Raw genomic sequence first — 22,625 nt, forward strand, 5'->3', positions numbered from 1 at the left:
AGGGCTTGCCCGCTCTCACATTGGATCTTGGCTGATCTTAAAGGCGCTCGAGCAACTCACGGGCGCGAGTGCCGAAGATCGCCAGCAGGTTGGCCAGCATATGCGGCGGCGGTTCATCGGCACGGGTCAGGGCGTACAGGGTGATGGGCAACGCTGGCGTGAGCGTACGGATGCAGGTGGTGGCCGTTGAGGCGCCCAGCGCCGTGAACGGATCAATCACCGTCAACCCTGCGCCCGACTCCACCATCGCCCGGGCCAGGGAATAGGTCTGCACGGAAATGGTCACCCGCGGCGGTGGCTCGACGTTTTCCAGGTAGCTGTCGAGCTTGGCTGCCAACGGGTCGGCGCTGGAAAGGCCGATCAGCGCTGCACCGGCCAGATTTGCCAAGGGCAATGGCCTGCTCAGTTCTGCCTCAGGCCAATACCCCTTCGAGGCCAAGGCGACCAGCACACCACTGGCCAGCACCTGGGTGGTCAACCCAGGGTGGCCCGAGAAATTGAGGGTCAGCGCCAGGTCGATTTCGCGCATCAACAGCTTCTGGACCAACTCACGGCTATGGTCGCTGGACAGCTCGCAGGCCATGTCGGGGTAATCGCGCTTCCATTCCAGAATCGCCGGTGGCAGCAGCGACAGCGCCAACGCGGGGATCGCGCCAATGCGTACGCTCTGCCCGGGTTCGCGACGCAAACTCTTGGCCAGGCGCCGTACGCCCTGCAGGCTCTCGGTGACTTTCTCGACTTCGCGTTCCAGCGCCAGGGCTTCCGGCGTGGGCTGCAATTTGCCGCGCACCCGTAGAAACAGCGGAAAACCGAGCTGTAATTCGGCGTGCTGCAACACCTTGGTCACCGCTGGTTGCGAGACGTGCAGCAACTGCGCGGCGGCGCTGATGGAGCCGGTCTGGCGGATGGCCTGGAAGATTTCGATATGACGCAAGCGCATGACAAGTCCATAACCTTTGTTTATAGGTGACCCATCTTTATTCATTGTCGGTGAGCTGTCACCTGGCCCTAGGCTTGGCCTCTATTAATCAACGGCGGGAGGCTGGGATGGCCACGCAGGTTTGCATCATCGGTGGTGGAGTCATCGGCTTGGCCAGCGCATACGCGTTGGTGCGGGCCGGCCATGAGGTGACCGTGATTGAAGCGCGCGATACGTTGGGCAGCGAAACCAGTTTCGCCAACGGCGGGCAGTTGTCCTACCGCTACGTCGCTCCGCTGGCGGATAAAGGCGTGCCTCTACAAGCGATTGGCTGGCTGCTGCGAGGCGATTCGCCGTTGAAACTGCGCCCACGGCTCGACCCTCAGCAATGGCGCTGGATGGCGGCCTTTATCGGCGCCTGCCGAAGTTCGGTCAACCAGCGCAATGCCGCGCATTTGCTACGCCTGGCCACCCTGAGCCAAGGCACGTTGCAGCAATGGCGCGAGGATGATCGCCTGGACGGCTTCGACTGGCGGCGCAATGGCAAGCTGGTGACGTTTCGCAATGCCAACACGTTTGAGTATGCCCGTAGCAAGGTCACGAATGTCCTGCAGCAGCAGGTGTTGACGGCGGCTGATTGCGCCCGCCTGGAGCCGGCATTGGCCACCGATGGCTTTGTGGGCGGGATCTACACACCGAACGAGGAAGTGGCCGACTGTCATGCCTTTTGCCAGCGTTTAGCGGCGCGGCTTGACGCGTCAGGGCGTTGTCGTTTTGTGCTGGGGCGCAAGGTCACCCGCATACGCCATGTCGAAGGGGCGGTGCAGGCCATCGAGTTGGGTAATGAGGTGATGCCGGTCAAGCAACTGGTACTGGCGGCGGGTCATCGCAGCACGCAACTGAGCTTGCCGGGGCTGTCGCTGCCGCTGTACCCGCTCAAGGGCTATAGCCTGAGCGTGCCGATTGGCGCGCAGCACCAGGCGCCGAATGTGAGCATCACCGATTACGACCGTAAAGTTGTCTACGCCCGTATTGGCGAGCAACTGCGGGTCGCCGCCATGGTCGACATCGTCGGTTTTGACGCTGGCCTTGAGCCTAAGCGCCTGGCGTTGATCAAGCGTCAGGCGCTGGAGACGTTTCCTCAGGCCGGCGATTACACCCACGCGCTTGAGTGGGCCGGCATGCGTCCCGCCACCCCGACTGGCGTGCCGCTGATCGGCGCCAGCCTCTATCGCAACCTGTGGCTGAATGTCGGTCACGGTGCCCTGGGCTTTACCTTGGCCTGCGGCAGCGGCCAACTGCTGGCCGAACTGATCGGCCAACACGCGCCTTCCATTGATATGCAGGGCCTGACGCCCCGCGCCGCTTGAGGATGCCCCATGACGATTACCCGAATCAGCAGCAATGAACGTCTTAGCGGTGCCGTGACTTTCAAGGACTGGGTGTTCCTCTCGGGCCAGGTACCGGGCGAGGGCCAGGACGTGGCGACCCAAACGCGCGAGGTCCTGGCCAAGATTGATGGGCTGTTGGCCGAGGCGGGCAGCGACAAGGACCACCTGCTCAATGCAACCATTTACCTGAAGGACATCGGCGCCGGTTTTGCTCCGATGAATGAAGTGTGGTCCGCCTGGCTGTCACCGGGCATGGCGCCCACCCGCACGACCCTGCAAGCGGAGCTGGCGCGGCCAAGCGTGCTGGTGGAAATCAGCGTGATTGCTGTCCGTAAATAATTTGAACACCAACGGAGAATAACAATGAAAAAAATCCTGTTGACCGGCTGCACCCTGGGGCTTTTGTTGGGCGCACAGGTTCAGGCAACTGAAACCGCGCTGGACGGCACGTTGAGCAAGATCGCGACTGCCAAATCCATCACGCTGGGCTATCGCGATGCTTCGGTGCCGTTCTCCTACGTGGGTGACCACAGTGGCAAGCCCATGGGCTATTCGGTGGACCTGGCGAACAAGATCGTCGAGCGTATCCAGCAGAAAACCGGGGTAACGAACCTCAACGTGAAGTACAACCTGGTGACTTCCCAGACGCGTATCCCGTTGGTGCAGAACGGCACCGTGGACTTGGAATGCGGTTCCACCGGGGTCACCGCCGAGCGGCAGAAGCAGGTAGCGTTTTCCTACGGGTTTATTTATGTGAAAGGCCAGTTGCTGACCGCCAAGGATAGCGGCATCCAGGGCTTTGAAGACCTCAAGGGCAAGAATGTGGTGACCACGGCGGGCACCACCAACGAGCGCTTTCTCAAGAGCTACAACGCTGAACACAAGGCCAATATGTTTGTGATCAGTGCCAAGGACCATGGCGAGGCGTTCAAGATGCTTGAGACTGGCCGTGCGGTTGCGTTCTATATGGATGACGCGTTGCTCTACGGCGAACGCGCCAAGGCCAAGGACCCGCACCACTGGGTGGTGGTGGGCAAGGAGCAGTCGCGGGAGATCTACAGCTGCATGGTGCGCAAGGACGACCCGCAGTTTCTCGCGGTGGTCAACGAAACCTTGGGCGATCTGTACCGTTCGGGTGAGATCAACGGGATTTACCAGCGCTGGTTTGAACAGCCGATTCCGCCGAAGGGCTTGAACCTGGAGTTCCCGATGACCCAGGAGTTGAAGGCGATCATTGCCAAGCCGGTGAGTGATCCGGTGGAGTGATCACCTCATCCAAATGTGGAAGGGGGCTTGCCCCCTCCCAGATTAGAAGTCGCCCCACAGTTGTTGGGCGACGGCCAACGCCACCACCGGAGCTGTCTCGGTACGCAATACCCGTGGCCCCAACCGCGCAGCATGGAAGCCAGCGCCTTGGGCGGTGTCGACTTCTCCATCCGTCAAGCCACCTTCCGGCCCGATCAGGAACGCCAGGCTCGATGGCTTGGCATGGCTGATCATCGGCTCGGCCACCGGGTGCAGCACCAGCTTCAAATCCGCCTCGGTCTGTTTCAACCAATCGGCCAGCAACAGCGGTGGGTGAATCACCGGCACCGTCGAACGCCCGCATTGCTCGCACGCGCTGATCGCCACTTGGCGCCAGTGCAGCAGGCGTTTGTCGGCGCGTTCATCCTTGAGGCGCACTTCGCAGCGCTCGCTGAAAATCGGCGTGATCTCGTTGACCCCGAGCTCAGTGGCTTTCTGGATCGCCCAATCCATGCGTTCGCCCCGGGATAAACCCTGACCGAGATGGATAGCCAGTGGCGATTCGGCCTGGCCGGCGAAGCTTTCCGTCAGTTGCACGGTGACGCGTTTTTTACCGACCTCCAGCAACGTGCCACGAAACTCCTGGCCGGAACCGTCGAACAGTTGCACGGCGTCGCCTTCGCCCATGCGTAGCACGCGGCTGATGTAATGCGCCTGGGCTTCGGGCAGTTCATGATCGCCGAGGCTCAGCGGGGTGTCGGTGAAAAAGCGGGACAGTCTCATCTCTGTTCTCTGAAGAGGTTATGTAGGCGCGAGCTTGCTCGCGAAAAGCGTACATGCGACGCAGCGATGCGCCGGGAATGCCTTCGCGAGCAAACTTGCTCCTACAAGGATTTCGGCAATCAGCCCGGGTCGCGAAAGCCTGGGTGAAAATCTTTTGGCACCGCCACACTGACGCTACTGTTGGTGGCGATATCAATGCCTTCACTGGCGACTTCGGCGAGGAAGTCGATCTGCTCCGGTGTGATCACATACGGCGGCAGGAAATACACCACGCTGCCCAGCGGCCGCAACAGCGCACCGCGCTCCAGGGCATGCTCGAATACCTTCAGGCCGCGGCGTTCCTGCCACGGGTAGGCAGTCTTGGTGGCTTTGTCCTGCACCATCTCGATGGCCAGCACCATGCCGGTCTGGCGGACTTCCGATACATGGGGGTGATCAACCAGGTGAGCAGTGGCGGTCGCCATGCGTTGGGCCAGGGCCTTATTGTTTTCGATGACGTTGTCTTCTTCGAAAATATCCAGGGTCGCCAGGGCCGCCGCGCAGGCCAGCGGGTTGCCGGTGTAGCTGTGGGAGTGCAGGAAGGCACGCAGGGTCGGGTAGTCGTCGTAGAAGGCGCTGTAGACATCTTCGGTGGTGACCACGGCCGCCAGCGGCAGGTAACCGCCGGTGAGGGCCTTGGACAGGCACAGGAAGTCCGGGCGGATGCCGGCCTGTTCGCAGGCGAACATGCTGCCGGTACGGCCGAAGCCCACGGCGATTTCGTCATGGATCAGGTGCACGCCGTAGCGGTCACAGGCTTCGCGCAGCAGCTTGAGGTAGACCGGGTGGTACATACGCATGCCGCCGGCGCCCTGGATCAGCGGCTCGACGATGACGGCGGCGACGGTGTCATGGTTTTCGGCCAGGGTCTGCTCCATGGCCAGGAACATGTTGCGCGAGTGTTCTTCCCAACTCATGCCGTCGGGGCGCAGGTAGCAATCGGGGCTTGGCACCTTGAGGGTGTCCAGCAGCAGCGCCTTGTAGGTTTCGGTAAACAGCGGTACGTCACCTACCGACATCGCGGCGATGGTTTCGCCGTGGTAGCTGTTGGTCAGGGTGACGAAGCGTTTCTTGTCGGGCAGGCCACGGTTGAGCCAGTAGTGAAAGCTCATCTTCAACGCGACTTCGATGCACGACGACCCGTTGTCGGCGTAGAAACAACGGGTCAGGCCCTCAGGCGTCATCTGCACCAGGCGCTCGGACAACTCGATCACCGGCTGGTGGCTGAAACCGGCCAGGATCACGTGCTCCAGTTGGTCGACCTGGTCCTTGATGCGCTGGTTGATGCGCGGGTTGGCGTGACCAAACACGTTGACCCACCAGGAGCTGACGGCGTCGAGGTAGCGCTTGCCTTCGAAGTCTTCCAGCCACACGCCTTCACCGCGCTTGATCGGGATCAGCGGCAGTTGCTGGTGGTCTTTCATCTGGGTGCAGGGATGCCACAGCACCGCGAGGTCGCGCTGCATCCACTGGTTATTCAAGCCCATCGTCTATCTCCTCGAAGCGGTCCTGCGGCAGGCGCAGGCGAAACAATCGCGCAAGCCTATGCAATGGGCGGCTGTGTCACAACCCATTACGGATGAATTGGCAGTAAACACAGGACGATCTGTCACGTTTCTTGGGAATAGTCCTTAATCCATTGTTAACGTACTGTGCATAACCTCTTGATCGTATTTCTCGATATTTCAAAGCGAAATTTTCCGCTTTAATTCGATAGATAAATCGCTAGTCTTGGTCACAGTTCTTACGGGATTAAGTACATGCAGCTACGTAATTCACCCGCCCGCTATGGTTGGGTCAGCATGGTTTTGCACTGGGGCGTCGCCCTGGTGGTGTTCGGTCTGTTCGCCCTGGGCTTGTGGATGGTCGGCCTCGACTACTACAGCGCCTGGCGCAAAGACGCGCCCGACCTGCACAAGAGCATTGGCATCACGCTGTTCGCCATCATGCTGGTGCGTATCGTCTGGCGCATTGTCAGCCCGCCGCCACCGCCGTTGGCCAGCTACAGTCGTTTGACCCGTATTGGCGCTGCATTCGGCCACGCGTTCCTGTATCTCGGGCTGTTTGCCGTGATGATTGCCGGTTACCTGATTTCCACCGCAGACGGTGTCGGTATCCCGGTGTTTGGTCTGTTTGAGATTCCTGCCGTGGTTTCCGGGCTACCGGACCAGGCAGACACTGCTGGCGTGGTGCATTTGTATCTCGCCTGGGTGTTGGTGGTCTTTGCCGGCTTGCACGGCGTGGCTGCGTTGAAACACCACTTTATCGATCGTGATGCGACCCTGACGAGAATGCTGGGGCGCAAAGCCTGATGTTCAACCTCGACTCACAAGGAATAGAAAGCATGTTGAAAAAGACACTCGCCGCTCTGGCAATCGGTTCTGCCCTGCTGTCCGCTGGTTCGGCGATGGCTGCGGATTACGTTGTCGACAAGGAAGGTCAACACGCCTTCGTTGACTTCAAGATCAGCCACTTGGGCTATAGCTTCATCACCGGTACTTTCAAGGACCTGGACGGCAAGTTCAGCTTCGACGCTGCCAAGCCTGAAGACAGCAAGATCGAGTTCAACGTACGTACCGCCAGCGTGTTCACCAACCACGCCGAACGTGACAAGCACATCTCCAGCAAAGACTTCCTGGATGTTGGCAAGTTTGCCGATGCCAAGTTCGTCTCCACCAGTGTTAAAACCACCGGTAAAAATGCTGCGGGCCAAGTCACTGCCGACGTGACCGGCGACCTGACCTTCCACGGCGTGACCAAGCCGATTGTCGTCAAGGCCACTTTCCTGGGCGAAGGCAAGGATCCTTGGGGCGGCTACCGTGCCGGCTTTGAAGGCACCACCAGCTTCAACCGTCAGGACTTCGGCAAGCAGATGGACCTGGGCCCAGCGTCCAACACTGTTGAGCTGTACGTGACGTTTGAAGGTGTGAAAGCGAAGTAATTTTCGCCGCGCACACAAAAATGCCCCGCATCTTTCGATGCGGGGCATTTTTTATGGCGCTTTGAAACTCAGCGGTTGCGGGTCAGCAGCGCTGGTTTTTCACCACGAGGACGGCCTGGCAGTTGGTCCAACTGCTCGGGTGTCGGGAAGCGATCAGCTTTCGACTCCTTGTGGATGATTTTCGGCGCCGGGCCACCGCGTGGGTTCTGCACGGCGGGTTCGGACAAACGTGGCTGGTCGTCACGGGCCGGGCGGCGGTTGTTGCTACGCGAATCTTCACGACGGGACTGGCCGTCACGTGGTGCGCCATTACGCGGGCCATTGCGCTTGGCAGGCGGTGTACCGGTGGTACCGCCGCTGCTGTTGCGTGGGCCATTCTGACGACCGCCCTGTGGCTGGCCGCCACGGGGTGCGCCTGAGCCCGAGCCCGCGCCTGCGCCCTGTGCCGGAGCACCTGGACGACGGCCACGGCCCTGGGCCGGCTTGGCCTGGGGCACGTAGTCGACGCGGTTGCCGAAGTTGTCCACGTCATCGTCGAGGAACTCGTCCGGGGCACGGTCAGCAGCAGCGCGTGGTGGCTGGCTCGGCTGGCGCTGTTCGCGGGCCGGGGTGCCTTCACGGGGTTTCTGCTCGCGGGCTGGGCGTTCGCCACGGCCGTTGGCAGGCGCTTTTTCCTTGCCGCCCTTGTCTTTGCCTTTGTCGCGACGACCACCGCCACCACCGCCGCCGTTCGGGCCATCGCCCTTCGGACCGCGCGGGTTGCGTGGGTTACGCACATCCGGACGCTCGCGCACTTCAGGCTTCTCAGCTTCTACGGCGCTGGCATCGAAGCCCATCAAATCGCCATCGGCGATTTTTTGCTTGGTCATGCGCTCGATGCTTTTCAGCAGTTTCTCTTCGTCCGGAGCGACCAGGGAAATGGCCTCGCCAGAGCGACCGGCGCGGCCGGTACGGCCGATACGGTGTACATAGTCTTCGTCGACGTTTGGCAGCTCGAAGTTGACCACATGGGGCAACTGGTCGATATCCAGGCCGCGGGCGGCGATATCGGTGGCTACCAGGATGCGCACCGAGCCGGCCTTGAAGTCGGCCAGGGCCTTGGTGCGCGCGTTCTGGCTCTTGTTGCCGTGGATGGCGACGGCGGTGAGGCCGTGTTTGTCCAGGTACTCGGCCAGGCGGTTGGCGCCGTGCTTGGTGCGGGTGAACACCAGCACCTGTTCCCAGGCACCGGTGGTGATCAGGTGGGCCAGCAGTGAACGCTTGTGGCTGGCGGCCAGGCGGAAGACGCGTTGCTCGATACGCTCGACCGTGGTGTTCGGCGGGGTGACTTCGATGCGTTCGGGGTTGTGCAGCAGCTTGCCGGCCAGGGCGGTGATGTCGTTGGAGAACGTTGCCGAGAACAGCAGGTTCTGACGTTTGGCCGGCAGGCGGGCGAGGACCTTTTTCACGTCATGGACAAAGCCCATGTCGAGCATGCGGTCGGCTTCGTCCAGCACGAGGATTTCCACGTGCGACAAATCGACGCTGCCTTGGCCGCACAGGTCGAGCAAACGACCGGGGCAGGCGACCAGCACGTCAACACCACGGGACATGGCCTGAACCTGTGGGTTCATGCCGACGCCGCCGAAGATGCAGGCACTGACGAACTTCAAATCGCGGGCGTACAGCTTGAAGCTGTCATGCACCTGGGCGGCGAGTTCGCGGGTTGGGGTCAGGACCAGTACGCGCGGCTGGCGCGGGCCGTGACGCTGGGATTTGTCCGGGTGACCATTGGGAAACAACCGCTCCAGAATCGGGAGGGCGAAACCGCCGGTTTTACCAGTACCTGTCTGAGCCGCAACCATGAGGTCGCGACCTTGCAACACGGCGGGAATAGCCCGCTGTTGCACCGGAGTAGGCTCGGTATAGCCCGCCGCCTCGATGGCGCGGACTAAAGCCTCGGAGAGACCGAGGGAAGCAAAGGACATGAGTAATCCTGTTTTAGTTAGGGCTTGGCCCAAAGGGATAATCTTGCCGGGCGTGAATGGCGCTTAGGGGAGCGCAATCCCGTCCGGTCCTGCTGCGTCTGGCGGGCACTCCACCGGCTCGCGCGGGCGGTAAAGCTGCGCAGTAGCTGGGTTAGGTGCCTTTTTCAAGACCTCAGCGGCCGGGCGTAAGCCTGGCGGAAAGGCCGGAGTATAACAGAGCAATCACGGCGCGCTGCTTTCCTGCTGCTCAACGGTGTGTTCGGAAGCTGTGATCGTGGTGGTTTGCGGGTGCCCCGCGCCATATTTGGCGCTCAAGGCCGCGTAGGCCGGCTCTTGCTTGAAGCGCCTGAGCTCGGCGGCAAAGCGTTGTACCAGCAGGTCCATGCCCGCGCCAGGGCGTACCGCCAGAAACTGCTGCTGGCGGCTGATCACGACCGATGCCTGGCTGACCTTGCCCTCCAGGCCCAGCTCCCTGATCACGTGTTGCCCCACACGGCGGTCAGTGACTACCAGGTCGATGCGCCCCAGCATGAGTTTGCCGAAGTTGGCCTCATGGCTGGGCGCGGGCTCACGGTTGAAGGCGTCGGACTGACTGAAGGCGTCGCCATAGAGATAGCCGGGTGAAATACCGACAGTCAGGCCGCGCAGGTCGTCCAGGGTGTGGGCGAGGTGTGGGCGTTCGTTGGCATAGAACAGCACGAACTCGACCTCCGACAACGGCTCGCTGGGGTAGAGCAGCAGGGCGTCGCGGTCGTGGCTGTGGAAGATATCCAGTGCGCCATCGGCGTGGCCTTGGTCGAGCATCGCCAGGCAACGCTTCCAGGGCAGGAGCTGCCATTGCACCTCCACTCCCAGGCGCTGGAACACGGCCATCGTGGCTTCATAATCCAGCCCGCGCAGGGTGCCGTTATCGTCATAGACATAGGGCACCCAGGGCTCGGTGACAATGCGCAATTTCTCGCCATAAGCGGCCAGGCTCAGGCAAGTAAAAAGCGCAACGGTCAACAGCTTGAAAAGGACGGGCATACCCTGAGGTTACGATGCTCCTGCGATAAAGAGAAGCTCTGGCGCGCGCATTGGCAGGGGGAGTTACTTCGCGGGTACATCCATCAGATGTGCATGGATTGCAGCGCGGCGCTCGCCGAGAATCAGGCGCACCACAGGGTTGGCGAACCAGTGTTCCAGCTGGTGGGCGTCAATCGGGTGTTTCTGGCGCTCTTCCTGATTTTGTCGAGCCTTGTCCCACCAAACCGGGCCGCATGCTTGGTCGAACTCGTTCTCGTGTTCGTAGCAGCCATAGAGGATTTCGCGGATGAACTGCTGCTGGTGCCTGGGCAGCAGCAGGGTGATCAGCTTGTACATCAGGCGTTGCAAGCGCGGCGGGCGTGGCAGGTGAGAGGAGACTTGGCGAGTGTCGGCCAGTGCCGGTGCGCTGGTGGGGGCGGCGGCATGCTTGGCGATCCACGCCTTGACCTTGGCCCGGAACAACTGCTTGCGGCTCCAGTAATGATGGATCAGGTCCGGACATTCGCGCACGTTGACGGTGCGGTAGGCGGCGATGGACAGGCAGAACTCTTCCAGGGTGTACGCGCCCTGGGCGTGGGGGAACAGCTCATCCATCAATTCGATCGAGCGATCAAGGATGTGCGCATCCTGTTGGGTCAGACCCATGACGCCGGAGTTGAGGGTCATCATGTCGTCGTCGGCCACGCCCATATCCAGCAGGCGCTGGCGCAGGGCGGTGTACAGGATGCTTTCGTGATTGTCGCCGTATTTGGTGTAGAAGGCGTTGCACAGCAGCGTACCGGGCTGGACGCGTTCGAACAGGGCCATGGGCGACTGGTGGAAAAACGTGTCGGTGTCGATCAGCAGCGCCACCGGGGACTCTTCCAGCACTTGGCGCAGTACCACGTGTTTGGTTCGGAAGTGATAGCCGTAGGGTTCACTCCAGCGTTTGCGGGTGGCCTCGTCCAATGGGCGTACGCGCACCGGCAACAGGCGATAAGGCTCGGGATTGTCAGTGAATACCTGGATGTCCACGGCCGCGTCCGGGGTGTCCTGTAGGAACGCCAGTGCGCTGGCGATGCTGAATACGGCTTCCTGGTGGTAGGTCTGGGCACCGAAGACGAGGTAGACCAGCTGTGGGCGGGAAGTCGGGGGCACTGTATTCATGGACTGCGGGATTCCGTGGGTACGTAAAACGACAAAGGCCCTCGTCTGAACGAGGGCCTTGGTACAACCGGCAAGCCTTAGCGTGGCAGCTTGAGGTTGTTCCAGATAGCAAGGCTGGGTTCAGCCTGGTTCAGGGTATAGAAGTGCAACCCTGGGGCGCCACCTTGCAATAATTGCTCACACATCTCGGTGATGACCTGCTCACCGAACGCCTGGATGCTTTTGACATCGTCGCCATAGGCTTCCAGTTGTTTGCGTACCCAGCGTGGGATCTCGGCGCCGCAGGCATCGGAGAAACGTGCCAGCTTGCTGTAATTGGTGATCGGCATGATGCCCGGCACGATTGGAATGTTCACGCCCATCGCCTGTACGCGCTCGACGAAGTAGAAGTAGCTATCGGCGTTGAAGAAGTACTGGGTGATTGCGCTGTCGGCGCCAGCGTTGGCCTTGCGTACGAAGTTCTGCAAATCATCTTCGAAATTACGCGCCTGGGGGTGCATTTCCGGATAAGCGGCCACTTCGATATGGAAGTGATCGCCGCTTTCTTCGCGGATGAAGCTCACCAGGTCGTTGGCGTGGCGCAGCTCGCCGCTGGCCATGCCCATGCCGGACGGCAGGTCACCACGCAGGGCGACGATGCGCTTGATGCCGGCTTGTTTGTACTGGGTCAGCAGGCTGCGAAGGTCGGCCTTGCTGTCGCCCACGCACGACAAGTGCGGAGCGGCGGGAACTTTGACTTCGCTTTCCAGCTGCAGCACGGTGTTGATCGTGCGATCACGGGTCGAACCGCCGGCGCCGTAGGTGCAGGAGAAGAAGTCGGGATTATAGCTGGCCAACTGCTTGGCAGTGGCCATCAGTTTTTCATGCCCAGCATCGGTCTTGGTCGGGAAGAACTCGAAGCTGTAGCGACGGTCTTGGGACATGGTCATACCCTTTGAAACCCAGAATTGCGGAGTGTGTACACCGTCGATGTGGGAGGGGGCTTGCTCCCTCCCACATTAAAGCCCGTTCCCCCACAGGAGAGTGGGCAGCAGGTGTATCAGTAGCGGTAAGCGTGCGGCTTGAACGGGCCTTCGACCGTCACGCCGATGTAGTCGGCCTGGGTCTTGGTCAGTTGAGTCACTACGCCGCCGAAGCCGCGGACCATTTCCAGGGCCACTTCTTCGTCGAGTTTCTTCGGCAGTACTTCCACGGTCAGGCGCTCGGCTTTCTGGGCTGGCGACAGGTCGGCGTATTTCTGGCCGAACAGGAAGATCTGGGCCAGTACCTGGTTGGCGAACGAGCCATCCATGATGCGGCTTGGGTGGCCCGTGGCGTTGCCCAGGTTTACCAGGCGGCCTTCGGCCAGCAGGATCAGGTAGTCATCGTTCTGTGGGTCGAAATCACCAGCGCCGGTACGGTGAACCTTGTGTACCTGCGGCTTCACTTCTTCCCATGCCCAGTTCTTGCGCATGAAAGCGGTGTCGATCTCGTTGTCGAAGTGGCCGATGTTGCATACCACTGCGCGCTTTTTCAGGGCCTTGAGCATGTTCGCGTCGCAAACATTCACGTTGCCGGTGGTGGTGACGATCAGGTCGATCTTGCCCAGCAGGGCCTTGTCGATGCTTGCTTCGGTGCCGTCGTTCTGGCCGTTGATGAATGGCGAAACCACTTCGAAGCCGTCCATGCAGGCTTGCATGGCGCAGATCGGGTCAACTTCGGAGACTTTAACGATCATGCCTTCCTGACGCAGGGACTGGGACGAGCCCTTGCCCACGTCGCCGTAACCGATCACCAGGGCTTGCTTGCCCGACAGCAGGTGGTCGGTGCCGCGCTTGATGGCATCGTTCAGGCTGTGACGGCAGCCGTACTTGTTGTCGTTCTTGCTCTTGGTCACCGAGTCATTGACGTTGATGGCCGGGATCTTCAGCTCGCCCTTGGCCAGCATGTCCAGCAGGCGGTGTACGCCGGTGGTGGTTTCTTCGGTCACGCCGTGGACGCGGTCGAGGATCTGTGGGTACTTCTTGTGCAACAGCTCGGTCAGGTCGCCGCCGTCGTCGAGGATCATGTTGGCATCCCAAGGCTTGCCATCCTTGAGGATGGTTTGCTCCAGGCACCACTCGTACTCTTCTTCGGTCTCGCCTTTCCAGGCGAATACCGGGATACCGGCGGCAGCGATCGCGGCGGCGGCCTGGTCTTGGGTCGAGAAGATGTTGCAGGACGACCAACGCACTTCGGCACCCAGGGCAACCAGGGTTTCGATCAGCACGGCAGTCTGGATGGTCATGTGGATGCAGCCGAGGATCTTCGCGCCCTTGAGCGGCTGCTCAGCGGCATACTTGCGACGCAAACCCATCAGGGCAGGCATTTCGGATTCGGCGATAAAGGTTTCGCGACGGCCCCAGGCAGCGAGGGACATGTCGGCGACTTTGTAGTCGTTGAAATCTGCAGGCGTGTTGACAGCGCTCATGAAGAGCCTCCATTCGTAGTGTGCGAATGGGCGCCGTTGTGCGTTTAGTATCCAGCCAGGTCAACCAGGCCAGACAACGCCCCATCCGAGCCTGACAGGTTGAACCTGCTGCAGCGCCCCTCGGACAGGTGGCGGGAGAACGGTATCAACTGAAGATGACCGTTTTGAAGCGGGGGCGATTATAGCCGTGTATGCGGTACTTCCCAAGCCTTTCTGTCGGCCATATGAAGATCGCTCATGGGGTTGATAGGCAATGGCTCATAGAGCTTGGGGCCGGGCTCTGCCATGATGTTTGCCATCATTGGCCAACACGCTTTGGAGTGACCATGAACTTTCACACCCGCAAATGGGTAAAACCTGAAGACCTCAACCCCAATGGCACCCTGTTCGGCGGTAGCCTGCTGCGCTGGATCGACGAAGAGGCGGCCATCTATGCGATCGTCCAGCTGGGCAACCAGCGCGTGGTGACCAAGTACATCTCTGAAATCAACTTTGTCAGCGCCTCGCGCCAGGGTGACATCATCGAACTCGGCATCACTGCCACTGAGTTTGGCCGCACCTCCATCACCTTGACCTGTGAAGTGCGGAACAAGATCACCCGTAAAAGCATCCTGACCGTGGAAAAGATGGTCTTCGTCAACCTCGGTGAAGACGGTTTGCCGGCCCCTCACGGCCGTACCGAAATCAAATACGTGAAGGACCAGTTCCAGGAAGATGGCAGCAACGAATAAACCCGTGCGGGAATGATTGTTAACCAAATCGTTCCGGCGGGATCTTATTTGGGCTCTCTCCTCACTCAAGGGTTACACCCCGGAGAGAGATCACAGATGGAACTGAAAAAACCTGCGTTGTTTGTTCCGACTTCGTTGTCTCAAGGCAACACAAATGACGTCGTTGGCAGTGGCCAGGCAGCGGCGTTGAGTACCGCCTTGGCGCCGGTTACCCCGGGTCTCTTGGCCTCTGGACCCCAGCCGCAAGGTGTGGCGACCACGCTGGTGGAGGGTGCAGGCGATCGCAAGCTGAGCCTTGCCCGCTATAGCAATGGCGTCGTGGACGTCGGGTTATCACGGCCGCCGGTTACCCAGCTTGTCCTCAGTGGCGGCGGGGGCAAAGGTGTTGCTTACCCCGGCGCGATCCAGGCGCTTGAAGATAAAAATGCATTAAAGGATATTCGGGTTATCTCCGGTTCTTCCGCAGGGGCGCTCTCTGCTGCAGTGCTGGCCAGCGGCATGGAGGCCAAGGCGTTCGACAACCTCTTGGATGGCCTTGCGCTGCCGGAACTGCTGAACAGCCAGAATGCCGTGCTGCAGTGGGTGCAGAACGTCAGTTCGTCGCTGGGTAAGGTCGCCGGCCACTTGCCTGGCCAGGTGGGTGCTTTGTCACCATTGCTGTTCACCCTGTTACCGCGGCTCCAATCCCAGGCTGAGCCTCTTGAGCAACGGGTGCGCGACGAGTCACGCAAGGCGCTGCTTGCCCGGATTGCCGACACATCCAGAGAGACCCGGCCCGCCGAGGTGATGGCCATTGCCGATAAGCTCAGCGCGGGAGCGGCGGCGACCTTTGCGGACTTGGAGGTCTTGAGCCGGCATATCCCGCACATCAAACAACTCAACATCACAGCCACCGCGATGTTTGCCGGCAGGCCACAGCTTGTGGTTTTCAATGCCAGTTCGACCCCCGACATGGACATTGCCCGTGCCGCGCGTATTTCAGGTTCGCTGCCGGTGGTGTTCCAGGTACCAACGGAGCAGGGGCATCCCTTTCAGGTAAGTGGCGAGCAAACGTCTTTCCAGGATGGCGGGCTGCTGCTCAATACCCCTGTGAGCGACGTTTATCAGCGCAGGTTTCCCACCCATGCGCTGGCTGGCATCGAACAGCTGGTGCTGATGTTTGATGAAGAGCAGCCCGCAGCCGTGCGTGGTGGTGTGGAGACCGCACTGACGGATGGGTTTCTTGGCATGGAGAGAACGGCCAATAATGAGTTGATGTTGGCCAGGCTCAAGGCGTTCAAGGACCAGACAGTGGTCCTGCCATTGAAAACGCGGATGGGCGACTTCAGTGGCCTGCTCAGCGGAACGGTTAACTTCAACCTGTCGAACGACGTAAAAAACCACCTGCAGCACCTTTCTCGCGTGGCGGTGACGAACCATCTGGAAGCGCGCGCCGAGGTGCGTGAGCATCATGCATTCGATTCGATTGAGGCCGCCGTTCTGGCCATGGACGATGACATGCTTGCCGCTGCAAGAGCCGCGCTTGAGAAGGTCGGTGAGGCGGGCGACGTGCTGCGCTTTCGTCGGGAAGCCCAGCACGGGCTGGCAGCACTGGACAAGGCGATAGCCTCAGCCAATACCGGCAGCACACTCGCGATGACGCCTGAGCTGGCCTCGGCATTGCGTAACCTGGACAGGCTCGCCAGCCGCCCGGAGCATGTTGAGTGGCTGGGCGTTCGACTCAACGAGGCCAACAGGCCCAATTTCCAGCAACTGTTGCAAGCGTCCCACCAGGCCCCTTCAAGAGTCATGCTCAGTGCCATTGCTGAAATGCAGAAACGCGACGTCGCCGTGATCGCTGACAACTTCACCCGCGAAGTGCTTTACCCAGCACTGTTCCGTCCAGGGCAGCCGGACTCCAATGTCGCCCTGTTGCGGCGGGTGGAACATAACCTGGCCCGGGCAACCACCCCGCTCCAGATTAACCAGGCCCTGGATGACCTCATCGACCACTACGTCGCGCGGAACAAACCCTGGGCTCGGCCAGCGGGTTCCACAACGATCGACAATGCCAAGGCTTGGCGTTTGCCGGCTTCGTTGCCTGGGCAGTGAACAGCCCCGAGCCCTGCGTTTCATCGCTACAGGCGCCCCCAGGACTGAGGAATACCATGGCCACTCAAACAGACGGCAAGACCCCTGGCCTGTCGCAGGAAGAGCAGCAGGATGTGGATAAAAACCGGCCGTCCCGCGCAATGCCAGTCGGTTAAGCGCTAGAACGAGCAACCGCTCGCCACAGTGATCGTGTGTCTTCGTAACTGACTGGCATTGGGCCCACCCTGGCGGGCAATTCATCGGCGGCAGCTTTATCTTTGCACTGATCAACCATGCGCAGATTCGCAGTGAAGGTAGCGTGCCTGGCAAGGCTGCTGACTCGCGTCATCCTCCGCGGGTCAGCAAGGAGCGATAAGCGGATTCGTCATAAATGGATGGCACAGTCGCTATGCGGTTTCCATTCATGAAAGAAGGATCTTTATGCGCATTTCCCCTTGTTTGCTGGCGCGTCAGTTGTGCGTGCTGGCTGTGGCTGTTGGCGTGTGCGGTATGGCACAGGCCAAGGATGACGCGGCGGATCGCGCCGTGACCATCGAGAAAGACACGCAAACGTATGTGGTCAACGCCGACGGCAGTTATGTGCTGGAAGCCGATAAGGTCGTGCGGATCAACGAAGAGCGCGCCATCAAGTTCAGTGCGCAGCGGGCGGTCAGTTACAACCGTTCCCTGGACACGCTGGAGATCGTCGAGGCGTTCACCCAGAAGCCCGATGGGCGCAAGGTGATGGTCAATGCGGACCGGATCAGGGAGCAACAGGAGCGTGCCTCGGCCGATGCCCCGATGTTTCAGAATTCGCGGGTCAAAGTGGTGATTTTTCCCGAGGTGGCGGTAGGCGATCGCCTGAGCCTGCGTTACCAGCGGATACGCAAGACCGCATTGTTCCCGGGGGAGTTTATGGACTTCTCCACCGCCAGCGTGAACCCGACCGAGCGGTACAGCCTGACCTATGACTTACCGGCCGACAAACCCTTGTATGCCGAGGCGCGTGGGTTTGCGGCATCGACACCGGCTGCTGCACCCGGCCGCAAGGTGTATCGCTGGGATTATGTGCCGGCGGATAAAACCCGACCTGAACAAAGTGCGGTGGCCTACACCGACTATGGTCAAATCCTCGCCGTATCGACGTTTGCAGACTACAAAGCCATGGCCAAGGCTTACCAGGTACGTGCCACGGTGCAGGTCACCCCCCAGATCACCCAATTGGCGCAGAAGCTGACCGCCGACCTGCCAACACCCAGGGCCAAGGCCCTGGCACTGAGTGACTGGGTACGCAAGAACATCCGCTATGTGGCCGTGTATATCGATGCCGGTGGTGTGGTGCCGCACCCGGCGCAGTCGGTGCTGGAAAATCGCTACGGCGATTGCAAGGACCATGTGGCTCTGTTGGAGGCCCTGCTCAAGGCCGTCGATATCGAAAGCTCGCCGGCGTTGATCAACTTGGGCAATGCCTACACCTTGCCTGTCGCGGCGGCGCTACGAGTGATCAACCATGTGATCACCTATGTGCCCAGCCTGGATCTGTACCTGGACTCCACCGCCAGCGCTATTGCGCCGGGCTACCTGCCACCTCAAGACCTGGACAAGCCGGTGCTGCTGACTCGTACCGGCGAGTTGGCGCGCACCCCGGCGACCCAGCCTGGCAAGCTGTCCAGTGAGCTGGTGTTCAAGATCGATGACAAAGGCGCCGCAGACTTTACCCAAATCTCACACGCCGAAGGGTGGCGTACGGAAGCGATGCGGGGTGCGATCAGGTCGCTTCAACCGATGGAGCGTGAACAGATCATCCAGAAAACCCTGCGCAGCTATGGGCAAACGGGGGGCGGTACGCTGCAAACAGATGCGTTGGAGGGGGATGCGCTTATCTTCAAGAGCACGCTGGCCGGGCGTACGGAAAATCTCGTCAACCTGCCAGGGCCGATGGGTGTGCAGGCGCTCAGCCGGCTGGGGAGCAACATCGCCCTGGATGTGCAGGCGCTGGCGGCGGAAAAGGTCCGGGCGCAGGGTTTCACCTGTTTTGCCAATGAAAATGTCGAAACGGCCCGTTTCGAGTTTCCCGCGTCGGTGAATATCTTGGCGGTTCCGAAGACGGTCTCGCTCAAAGGCGCGGACGTTACCTACGAGGCTCGCTATGAACAGGACGGGCATACCGTGCTGGTTTCCCGCACGCTCACGTTCAGCCACCCCACCGCGGTGTGCAGCCCTGACTGGTTCAAGGCGAATCAGCCGATGATCGAGGCCATGTTCAATGACCTGAAAGGTCAGATCATCGTGCAGGCTATTTAGCGACAAGCGCCGGCGGCGAAGTGAACTCGCCGCCGGTTGCCGTCAGTGGGCGTCGGTTGGGTGTGGCTGAGCCGGTTCGTCTTTGGTGACGTGCTTGACCAGCTTGCCGATGCTCAAACCTTGCAGCAGGATCGACGACAGCACCACGATGTAGGTGATACTCAGCAGCAAGTCACGCTCCGGGCCCAGCGGTAGGGCCAAGGCCAGCGCCACCGAGACGCCGCCGCGCAAACCACCCCACGTGAGGATGCGGATCGTGCCGCGCGGCACTGTACGCCAGCGCCGCAGCAGCAGGATCGCCGGGGCCACCGTCAACAGGCGCGACAGCAGGATCGCCACCGCCAGCAGGCTGGCCGCGAACACGTGCAGCCAGTTGAATGGCAACAGCAGCAGCTCCATGCCGATCAGCGCGAACAGCAGGGCATTGAGCATGTCATCAAGCAATTCCCAGAAACCGTCCAGGTAGCGCCGGGTCATGTCGTTCATCGCCAGCTTGCGCCCCAGGTTGCCGATGATCAGGCCCGCCACCACCATCGCAATCGGGGCGGAGACGTGCAGCTCGGAGGCCATGGCCGAGCCGCCAATCACCAGGGCAAGGGTCAGCATGACTTCGATCTGGTGCTGTTCGATGCTCTTGATCATCAGGTACACGAGGTAGCCGATCAGCCCGCCAAAGACCACGCCGCCAATGGCTTCGTGGGCAAACAGCATGGCGGTGGCGCCCACGGTGGGGGTCTCACCTAGCTGCGCGATACCCAACAGCACGGTAAAGACCACCACCGCTGTGCCGTCGTTGAACAGCGACTCGCCGACGATGGTGGTTTTCAACGGTTTTGACGCATTGGCGGTACGCAACACGCCGAGCACCGCGATCGGGTCGGTGGGGGAGATCAGTGCACCGAACAGCAGGCAGTAGAGAAAGCTCACGTGCCAGCCAAACAGGGCAAAGATGTAGTACGCCAGGCTGCCGATCACCACGGTGGCGATCAATACGCCCAAGGTCGCCAGCAGGCCGATGGGCCAGCGGTAGCTGCGCAGGTCGTTCAAGTTGACGTGCAAGGCGCCGGCGAACAGCAGGAACGAGAGCATCCAGTTCATCAGCAAATCGCCGAAGTCGATCTGGCCGATCAGTAGCTGGATACGCTCTTCCAGGCCCGGGTAGCCGAGCACGCTCAGCCCTTGCAGGATCAGGGAAAACAGCAGTGCGGTGACCATCACTCCGATGGTTGGCGGTAGGCCGATAAACCGGAAGTTCACATAAGTGAGCAAGGTGGTGAGGCAAATGAAGGCGGCAACAAGTTCAAGCATCCGGGGTCCTTTGGATAGAAGAGTGGAATGAGGTTGGTCGCTCCCACGCTGACTCATGTAGAAAAATGGCGTCCGGTACCGGCGTAGCGGGTGCGCCAAAGCGGTGTTTAGTATAAACAGGTGCAGTTACATGACGAATCAATTAGGGAGGTTCGGGTGGTCGCGAGAGTCCTGGTACTGATCGCAGCGCTGTTGCATGCGACGTGAAATACCTTGCTTAAGTTCAGTGGCGAGCGCCTGTTGGTGATTGCCTGCATGGACAGCGTGGCGTTGCTGTTCGTGGTATTTGCGGTGGGATTTGTGTCCTTGCCGCCACTGGAAATCTGGCCGTGGATCATCGCCTCGGCGTTGTTTGAGTTGCTCTATCGTTATGTGTTGATCTGGCGGGGCGGGGGCGGCGACCGGTTGTCCTGGTCAATGTTGCCGGTGATGTTGTTTGGCATGCGTTACCTGAAAGAACCTTTCGGCCGGCCACGGCTCATAGCCTGTGGGTGGGTGTTGATCGGCATGTTCGTGATGAAACTCTAACCGTCGGATAAAACAACAAAGGAATAGGTTATGACAGTCGCTTTCTGGTGTGTGTTGATCGCAATCTTCCTGCCTTACGTGTGTACCGCTGTGGCCAAGTTCAGCGGTGGCAAGTTCGGGCCACGGAATAACCACGACCCGCGTGCCTTCCTGGAAACCGTCGAAGGGGCCGCCAAGCGCGCCCATAATGCACAACTCAACAGTTTCGAAGTCACCCCGGCATTTGCAGCAGCGGTGATTATTGCGCACCTTGCCGGCACGGCGTCGCTGGTGACCATCAACGTACTGGCGGTGTTGTTTATCACCAGCCGCCTGCTGTACATCATTTGCTACCTGGCGGACTGGGCGATGCTGCGCTCGCTGGTATGGGCGGTGGGGATGGCGTTGATTGCGAGTTTCTTCTTTGTCTCGATCTAAGCGCTGACGCACGCCTTGTGTGGGAGGGGGCACGCTCCCTCCCACAGTTGATCTTCAGCGTCTGTCAGGTTCCAGCGGGCGCATCCGGCACGTGCGGCAATGCCGTGCCCTTGGGCCACAACATCCAGATCTGCCCCTGTTGCTTCATGTTCCCCGCCAGCTCGCCCGCGGCATCACCCGTCCCCCAGAACAAGTCTGCACGCACTTCGCCGGTGATGGCGCCGCCTGTGTCCTGGGCCGCGACCGGCCTTGCGATCGGCGAACCATCGGGTTTGGTGGTCGACAGCCACAACAGGCTACCCAGTGGTATCACCTTACGATCCACGGCGACGCTGTAGCCGGCGGTCAATGGCACGTTCAGCGAACCGCGCGGGCCTTCGTTACTGTCGGGGCGGGCGCTGAAGAATACGTAGCTGGGGTTGCTCGCCAACAGCTGCGCAATGCGCTGCGGGTGCGCCTTGGCCCAGGCGCTGATGGCGCCCATGGTCACGTCTTCTTTTTTCAACTCGCCTTGCTCCACCAGCCAACGGCCGATAGGGCGGTAGGGGTAGCCGTTCTGGTCGCCATAGCCCACGCGCAGTTGGCGCCCGCCGGCCAGTTGAATGCGCCCCGAACCCTGGATTTGCAGGAATTGCAGGTCCATCGGGTTGGTCAGCCAGGCAATCGGCTTGGCGGTCGAGCCTTGACCATTGATGGTGCTGGCATCGTCATAGGGCTTGAGCACTCGACCTTCCAGGCGCCCCCGCAGGCGCTTGCCCTTGAGTTCCGGGTAGATGCTTTCCAGGTTGACGATAATCAGGTCGTCCGGCACGCCGTACACCGGTACGTGGGCGCTGGCGGTTTCGGTCAGGCTGCCGGGGTAGACCGGTTCGTAGTAGCCGGTGATCAAGCCGTTCGGTGTGTTGTCGGCCGAACGCAGGCCGAATACATCCAGGCGCTCTTTGAGGAAACTGCGAACTGCCACGGCATCGCCTGGCACGGTGGTCGCTGCCGCGCAGGTCGTGCCCCATACAGGGTCGGCCTTGAGGCGCTGGCAGGCGCTGCGCCAGGATTCAAAACCGGCCAGCAAATCGCTGTCGGCAACAGCGGGCAAGGCTTCCCACGGTGCACTCACGTAGGTGGCGACGGCGTGAGGCTTCGAAGTTTCATGTTGGCCGGCGTCCTTGCCTGCATCGCAGCCAGCCAGCAGTGCGAACATTGGCAGAGCCCACGCCAGGCGGCGGCTCCAAGGTTTCAATGGGACATTCATACACGTTATTCCTGAAGCGATTGCCCGCACGCCAACGTATTCGGGCAACCCTTGTTATTAATAGGGCTATTGGTCTTTGTGGGCGGGGCGAGGATACTGGCCGCCGTTTCCC

20 protein-coding genes and 1 riboswitch are annotated in these 22,625 nt (G+C 60.6%); of the genes, 10 read left to right on the forward strand and 10 right to left on the reverse strand.

What is annotated here, in order from left to right:
- Positions 1–37 precede the first annotated feature (37 nt).
- Entirely contained in the window at positions 38–940 is a 903-nt protein-coding gene (locus M5B43_RS06665) for a LysR substrate-binding domain-containing protein (protein ID WP_248749348.1), read from the reverse strand.
- Between the two features lie 83 nt (positions 941–1,023).
- Between M5B43_RS06665 and M5B43_RS06670 the strand changes: the two genes are divergently transcribed.
- From M5B43_RS06670 to M5B43_RS06680, 3 genes are read left to right on the forward strand one after another with little or no spacing between them, the layout of a single operon-like run.
- On the forward strand, positions 1,024–2,289 hold the full coding sequence (locus M5B43_RS06670) for a D-amino acid dehydrogenase (RefSeq protein WP_349292360.1): 1,266 nt from the start codon (positions 1,024–1,026) through the stop codon (positions 2,287–2,289).
- Positions 2,290–2,298: 9 nt separating this feature from the next.
- Positions 2,299–2,649, forward strand: a complete 351-nt coding sequence (locus M5B43_RS06675; RefSeq protein ID WP_248749350.1) for a RidA family protein — start codon at positions 2,299–2,301, stop codon at positions 2,647–2,649.
- A 24-nt stretch (positions 2,650–2,673) separates the two neighbouring features.
- Positions 2,674–3,576: a transporter substrate-binding domain-containing protein gene (locus M5B43_RS06680; RefSeq protein WP_248749351.1), complete on the forward strand. Its 903-nt coding sequence runs from the start codon at positions 2,674–2,676 to the stop codon at positions 3,574–3,576.
- A 42-nt stretch (positions 3,577–3,618) separates the two neighbouring features.
- Here the strand turns inward: M5B43_RS06680 and M5B43_RS06685 are convergent, their stop codons facing one another.
- Entirely contained in the window at positions 3,619–4,338 is a 720-nt protein-coding gene (locus M5B43_RS06685) for a 16S rRNA (uracil(1498)-N(3))-methyltransferase (protein WP_248749352.1), read from the reverse strand.
- Positions 4,339–4,457: 119 nt separating this feature from the next.
- Positions 4,458–5,864, reverse strand: a complete 1,407-nt coding sequence (locus M5B43_RS06690) for an adenosylmethionine--8-amino-7-oxononanoate transaminase (protein WP_248749353.1) — start codon at positions 5,862–5,864, stop codon at positions 4,458–4,460.
- A 273-nt stretch (positions 5,865–6,137) separates the two neighbouring features.
- On the opposite strand from M5B43_RS06690, the gene M5B43_RS06695 reads away from it, so the two are divergent.
- Complete coding sequence (locus M5B43_RS06695) at positions 6,138–6,689, forward strand: cytochrome b (RefSeq protein WP_248749354.1); 552 nt, start codon at positions 6,138–6,140, stop codon at positions 6,687–6,689.
- Between the two features lie 32 nt (positions 6,690–6,721).
- Positions 6,722–7,318, forward strand: coding sequence for a YceI family protein (locus tag M5B43_RS06700; protein ID WP_248749355.1), 597 nt, complete (start codon positions 6,722–6,724; stop codon positions 7,316–7,318).
- A 68-nt stretch (positions 7,319–7,386) separates the two neighbouring features.
- On the opposite strand, the gene M5B43_RS06705 is transcribed toward M5B43_RS06700, so the two are convergent.
- The 5 genes from M5B43_RS06705 to ahcY all read right to left on the reverse strand — a co-directional run bounded on the left by M5B43_RS06705 (position 7,387) and on the right by ahcY (position 13,906).
- The gene (locus M5B43_RS06705; protein WP_248749356.1) at positions 7,387–9,285 is read right to left on the reverse strand and encodes a DEAD/DEAH box helicase; all 1,899 of its coding nucleotides are present in this window, start codon (positions 9,283–9,285) and stop codon (positions 7,387–7,389) included.
- A 222-nt stretch (positions 9,286–9,507) separates the two neighbouring features.
- The gene (locus M5B43_RS06710) at positions 9,508–10,311 is read right to left on the reverse strand and encodes a transporter substrate-binding domain-containing protein (RefSeq protein WP_248749357.1); all 804 of its coding nucleotides are present in this window, start codon (positions 10,309–10,311) and stop codon (positions 9,508–9,510) included.
- 63 nt (positions 10,312–10,374) lie between these two features.
- Complete coding sequence (locus M5B43_RS06715) at positions 10,375–11,457, reverse strand: hypothetical protein (protein ID WP_248749358.1); 1,083 nt, start codon at positions 11,455–11,457, stop codon at positions 10,375–10,377.
- A gap of 77 nt (positions 11,458–11,534) precedes the next feature.
- A complete protein-coding gene (gene metF, locus M5B43_RS06720) occupies positions 11,535–12,380 on the reverse strand; it encodes a methylenetetrahydrofolate reductase [NAD(P)H] (RefSeq protein WP_248749359.1) in 846 nt (281 codons plus the stop codon).
- A 116-nt stretch (positions 12,381–12,496) separates the two neighbouring features.
- The gene (gene ahcY, locus M5B43_RS06725; protein WP_248749360.1) at positions 12,497–13,906 is read right to left on the reverse strand and encodes an adenosylhomocysteinase; all 1,410 of its coding nucleotides are present in this window, start codon (positions 13,904–13,906) and stop codon (positions 12,497–12,499) included.
- A gap of 21 nt (positions 13,907–13,927) precedes the next feature.
- Positions 13,928–14,034, reverse strand: a riboswitch (S-adenosyl-L-homocysteine riboswitch).
- A 198-nt stretch (positions 14,035–14,232) separates the two neighbouring features.
- On the opposite strand from ahcY, the gene M5B43_RS06730 reads away from it, so the two are divergent.
- From M5B43_RS06730 to M5B43_RS06740, 3 genes are all read left to right on the forward strand, one after another.
- On the forward strand, positions 14,233–14,637 hold the full coding sequence (locus tag M5B43_RS06730) for a hotdog domain-containing protein (RefSeq protein WP_283099392.1): 405 nt from the start codon (positions 14,233–14,235) through the stop codon (positions 14,635–14,637).
- Positions 14,638–14,649: 12 nt separating this feature from the next.
- A complete protein-coding gene (locus M5B43_RS06735) occupies positions 14,650–16,728 on the forward strand; it encodes a patatin-like phospholipase family protein (protein WP_248749361.1) in 2,079 nt (692 codons plus the stop codon).
- A gap of 420 nt (positions 16,729–17,148) precedes the next feature.
- The gene (locus M5B43_RS06740) at positions 17,149–19,011 is read left to right on the forward strand and encodes a DUF3857 and transglutaminase domain-containing protein (RefSeq protein ID WP_248749362.1); all 1,863 of its coding nucleotides are present in this window, start codon (positions 17,149–17,151) and stop codon (positions 19,009–19,011) included.
- A gap of 42 nt (positions 19,012–19,053) precedes the next feature.
- Here the strand turns inward: M5B43_RS06740 and M5B43_RS06745 are convergent, their stop codons facing one another.
- Positions 19,054–20,319, reverse strand: a complete 1,266-nt coding sequence (locus tag M5B43_RS06745; protein ID WP_248749363.1) for a sodium:proton antiporter — start codon at positions 20,317–20,319, stop codon at positions 19,054–19,056.
- Between the two features lie 213 nt (positions 20,320–20,532).
- Between M5B43_RS06745 and M5B43_RS06750 the strand changes: the two genes are divergently transcribed.
- On the forward strand, positions 20,533–20,847 hold the full coding sequence (locus M5B43_RS06750; RefSeq protein ID WP_248749364.1) for a hypothetical protein: 315 nt from the start codon (positions 20,533–20,535) through the stop codon (positions 20,845–20,847).
- Between the two features lie 30 nt (positions 20,848–20,877).
- The gene (locus M5B43_RS06755) at positions 20,878–21,264 is read left to right on the forward strand and encodes an MAPEG family protein (protein ID WP_248749365.1); all 387 of its coding nucleotides are present in this window, start codon (positions 20,878–20,880) and stop codon (positions 21,262–21,264) included.
- A 64-nt stretch (positions 21,265–21,328) separates the two neighbouring features.
- On the opposite strand, the gene M5B43_RS06760 is transcribed toward M5B43_RS06755, so the two are convergent.
- A complete protein-coding gene (locus tag M5B43_RS06760; RefSeq protein ID WP_248749366.1) occupies positions 21,329–22,513 on the reverse strand; it encodes a murein transglycosylase A in 1,185 nt (394 codons plus the stop codon).
- Between the last annotated feature and the right edge of the window lie 112 nt (positions 22,514–22,625).

Source organism: Pseudomonas sp. MWU15-20650, assembly GCF_023242475.1.
In the GTDB taxonomy this organism is placed as follows: Bacteria; Pseudomonadota; Gammaproteobacteria; order Pseudomonadales; family Pseudomonadaceae; genus Aquipseudomonas.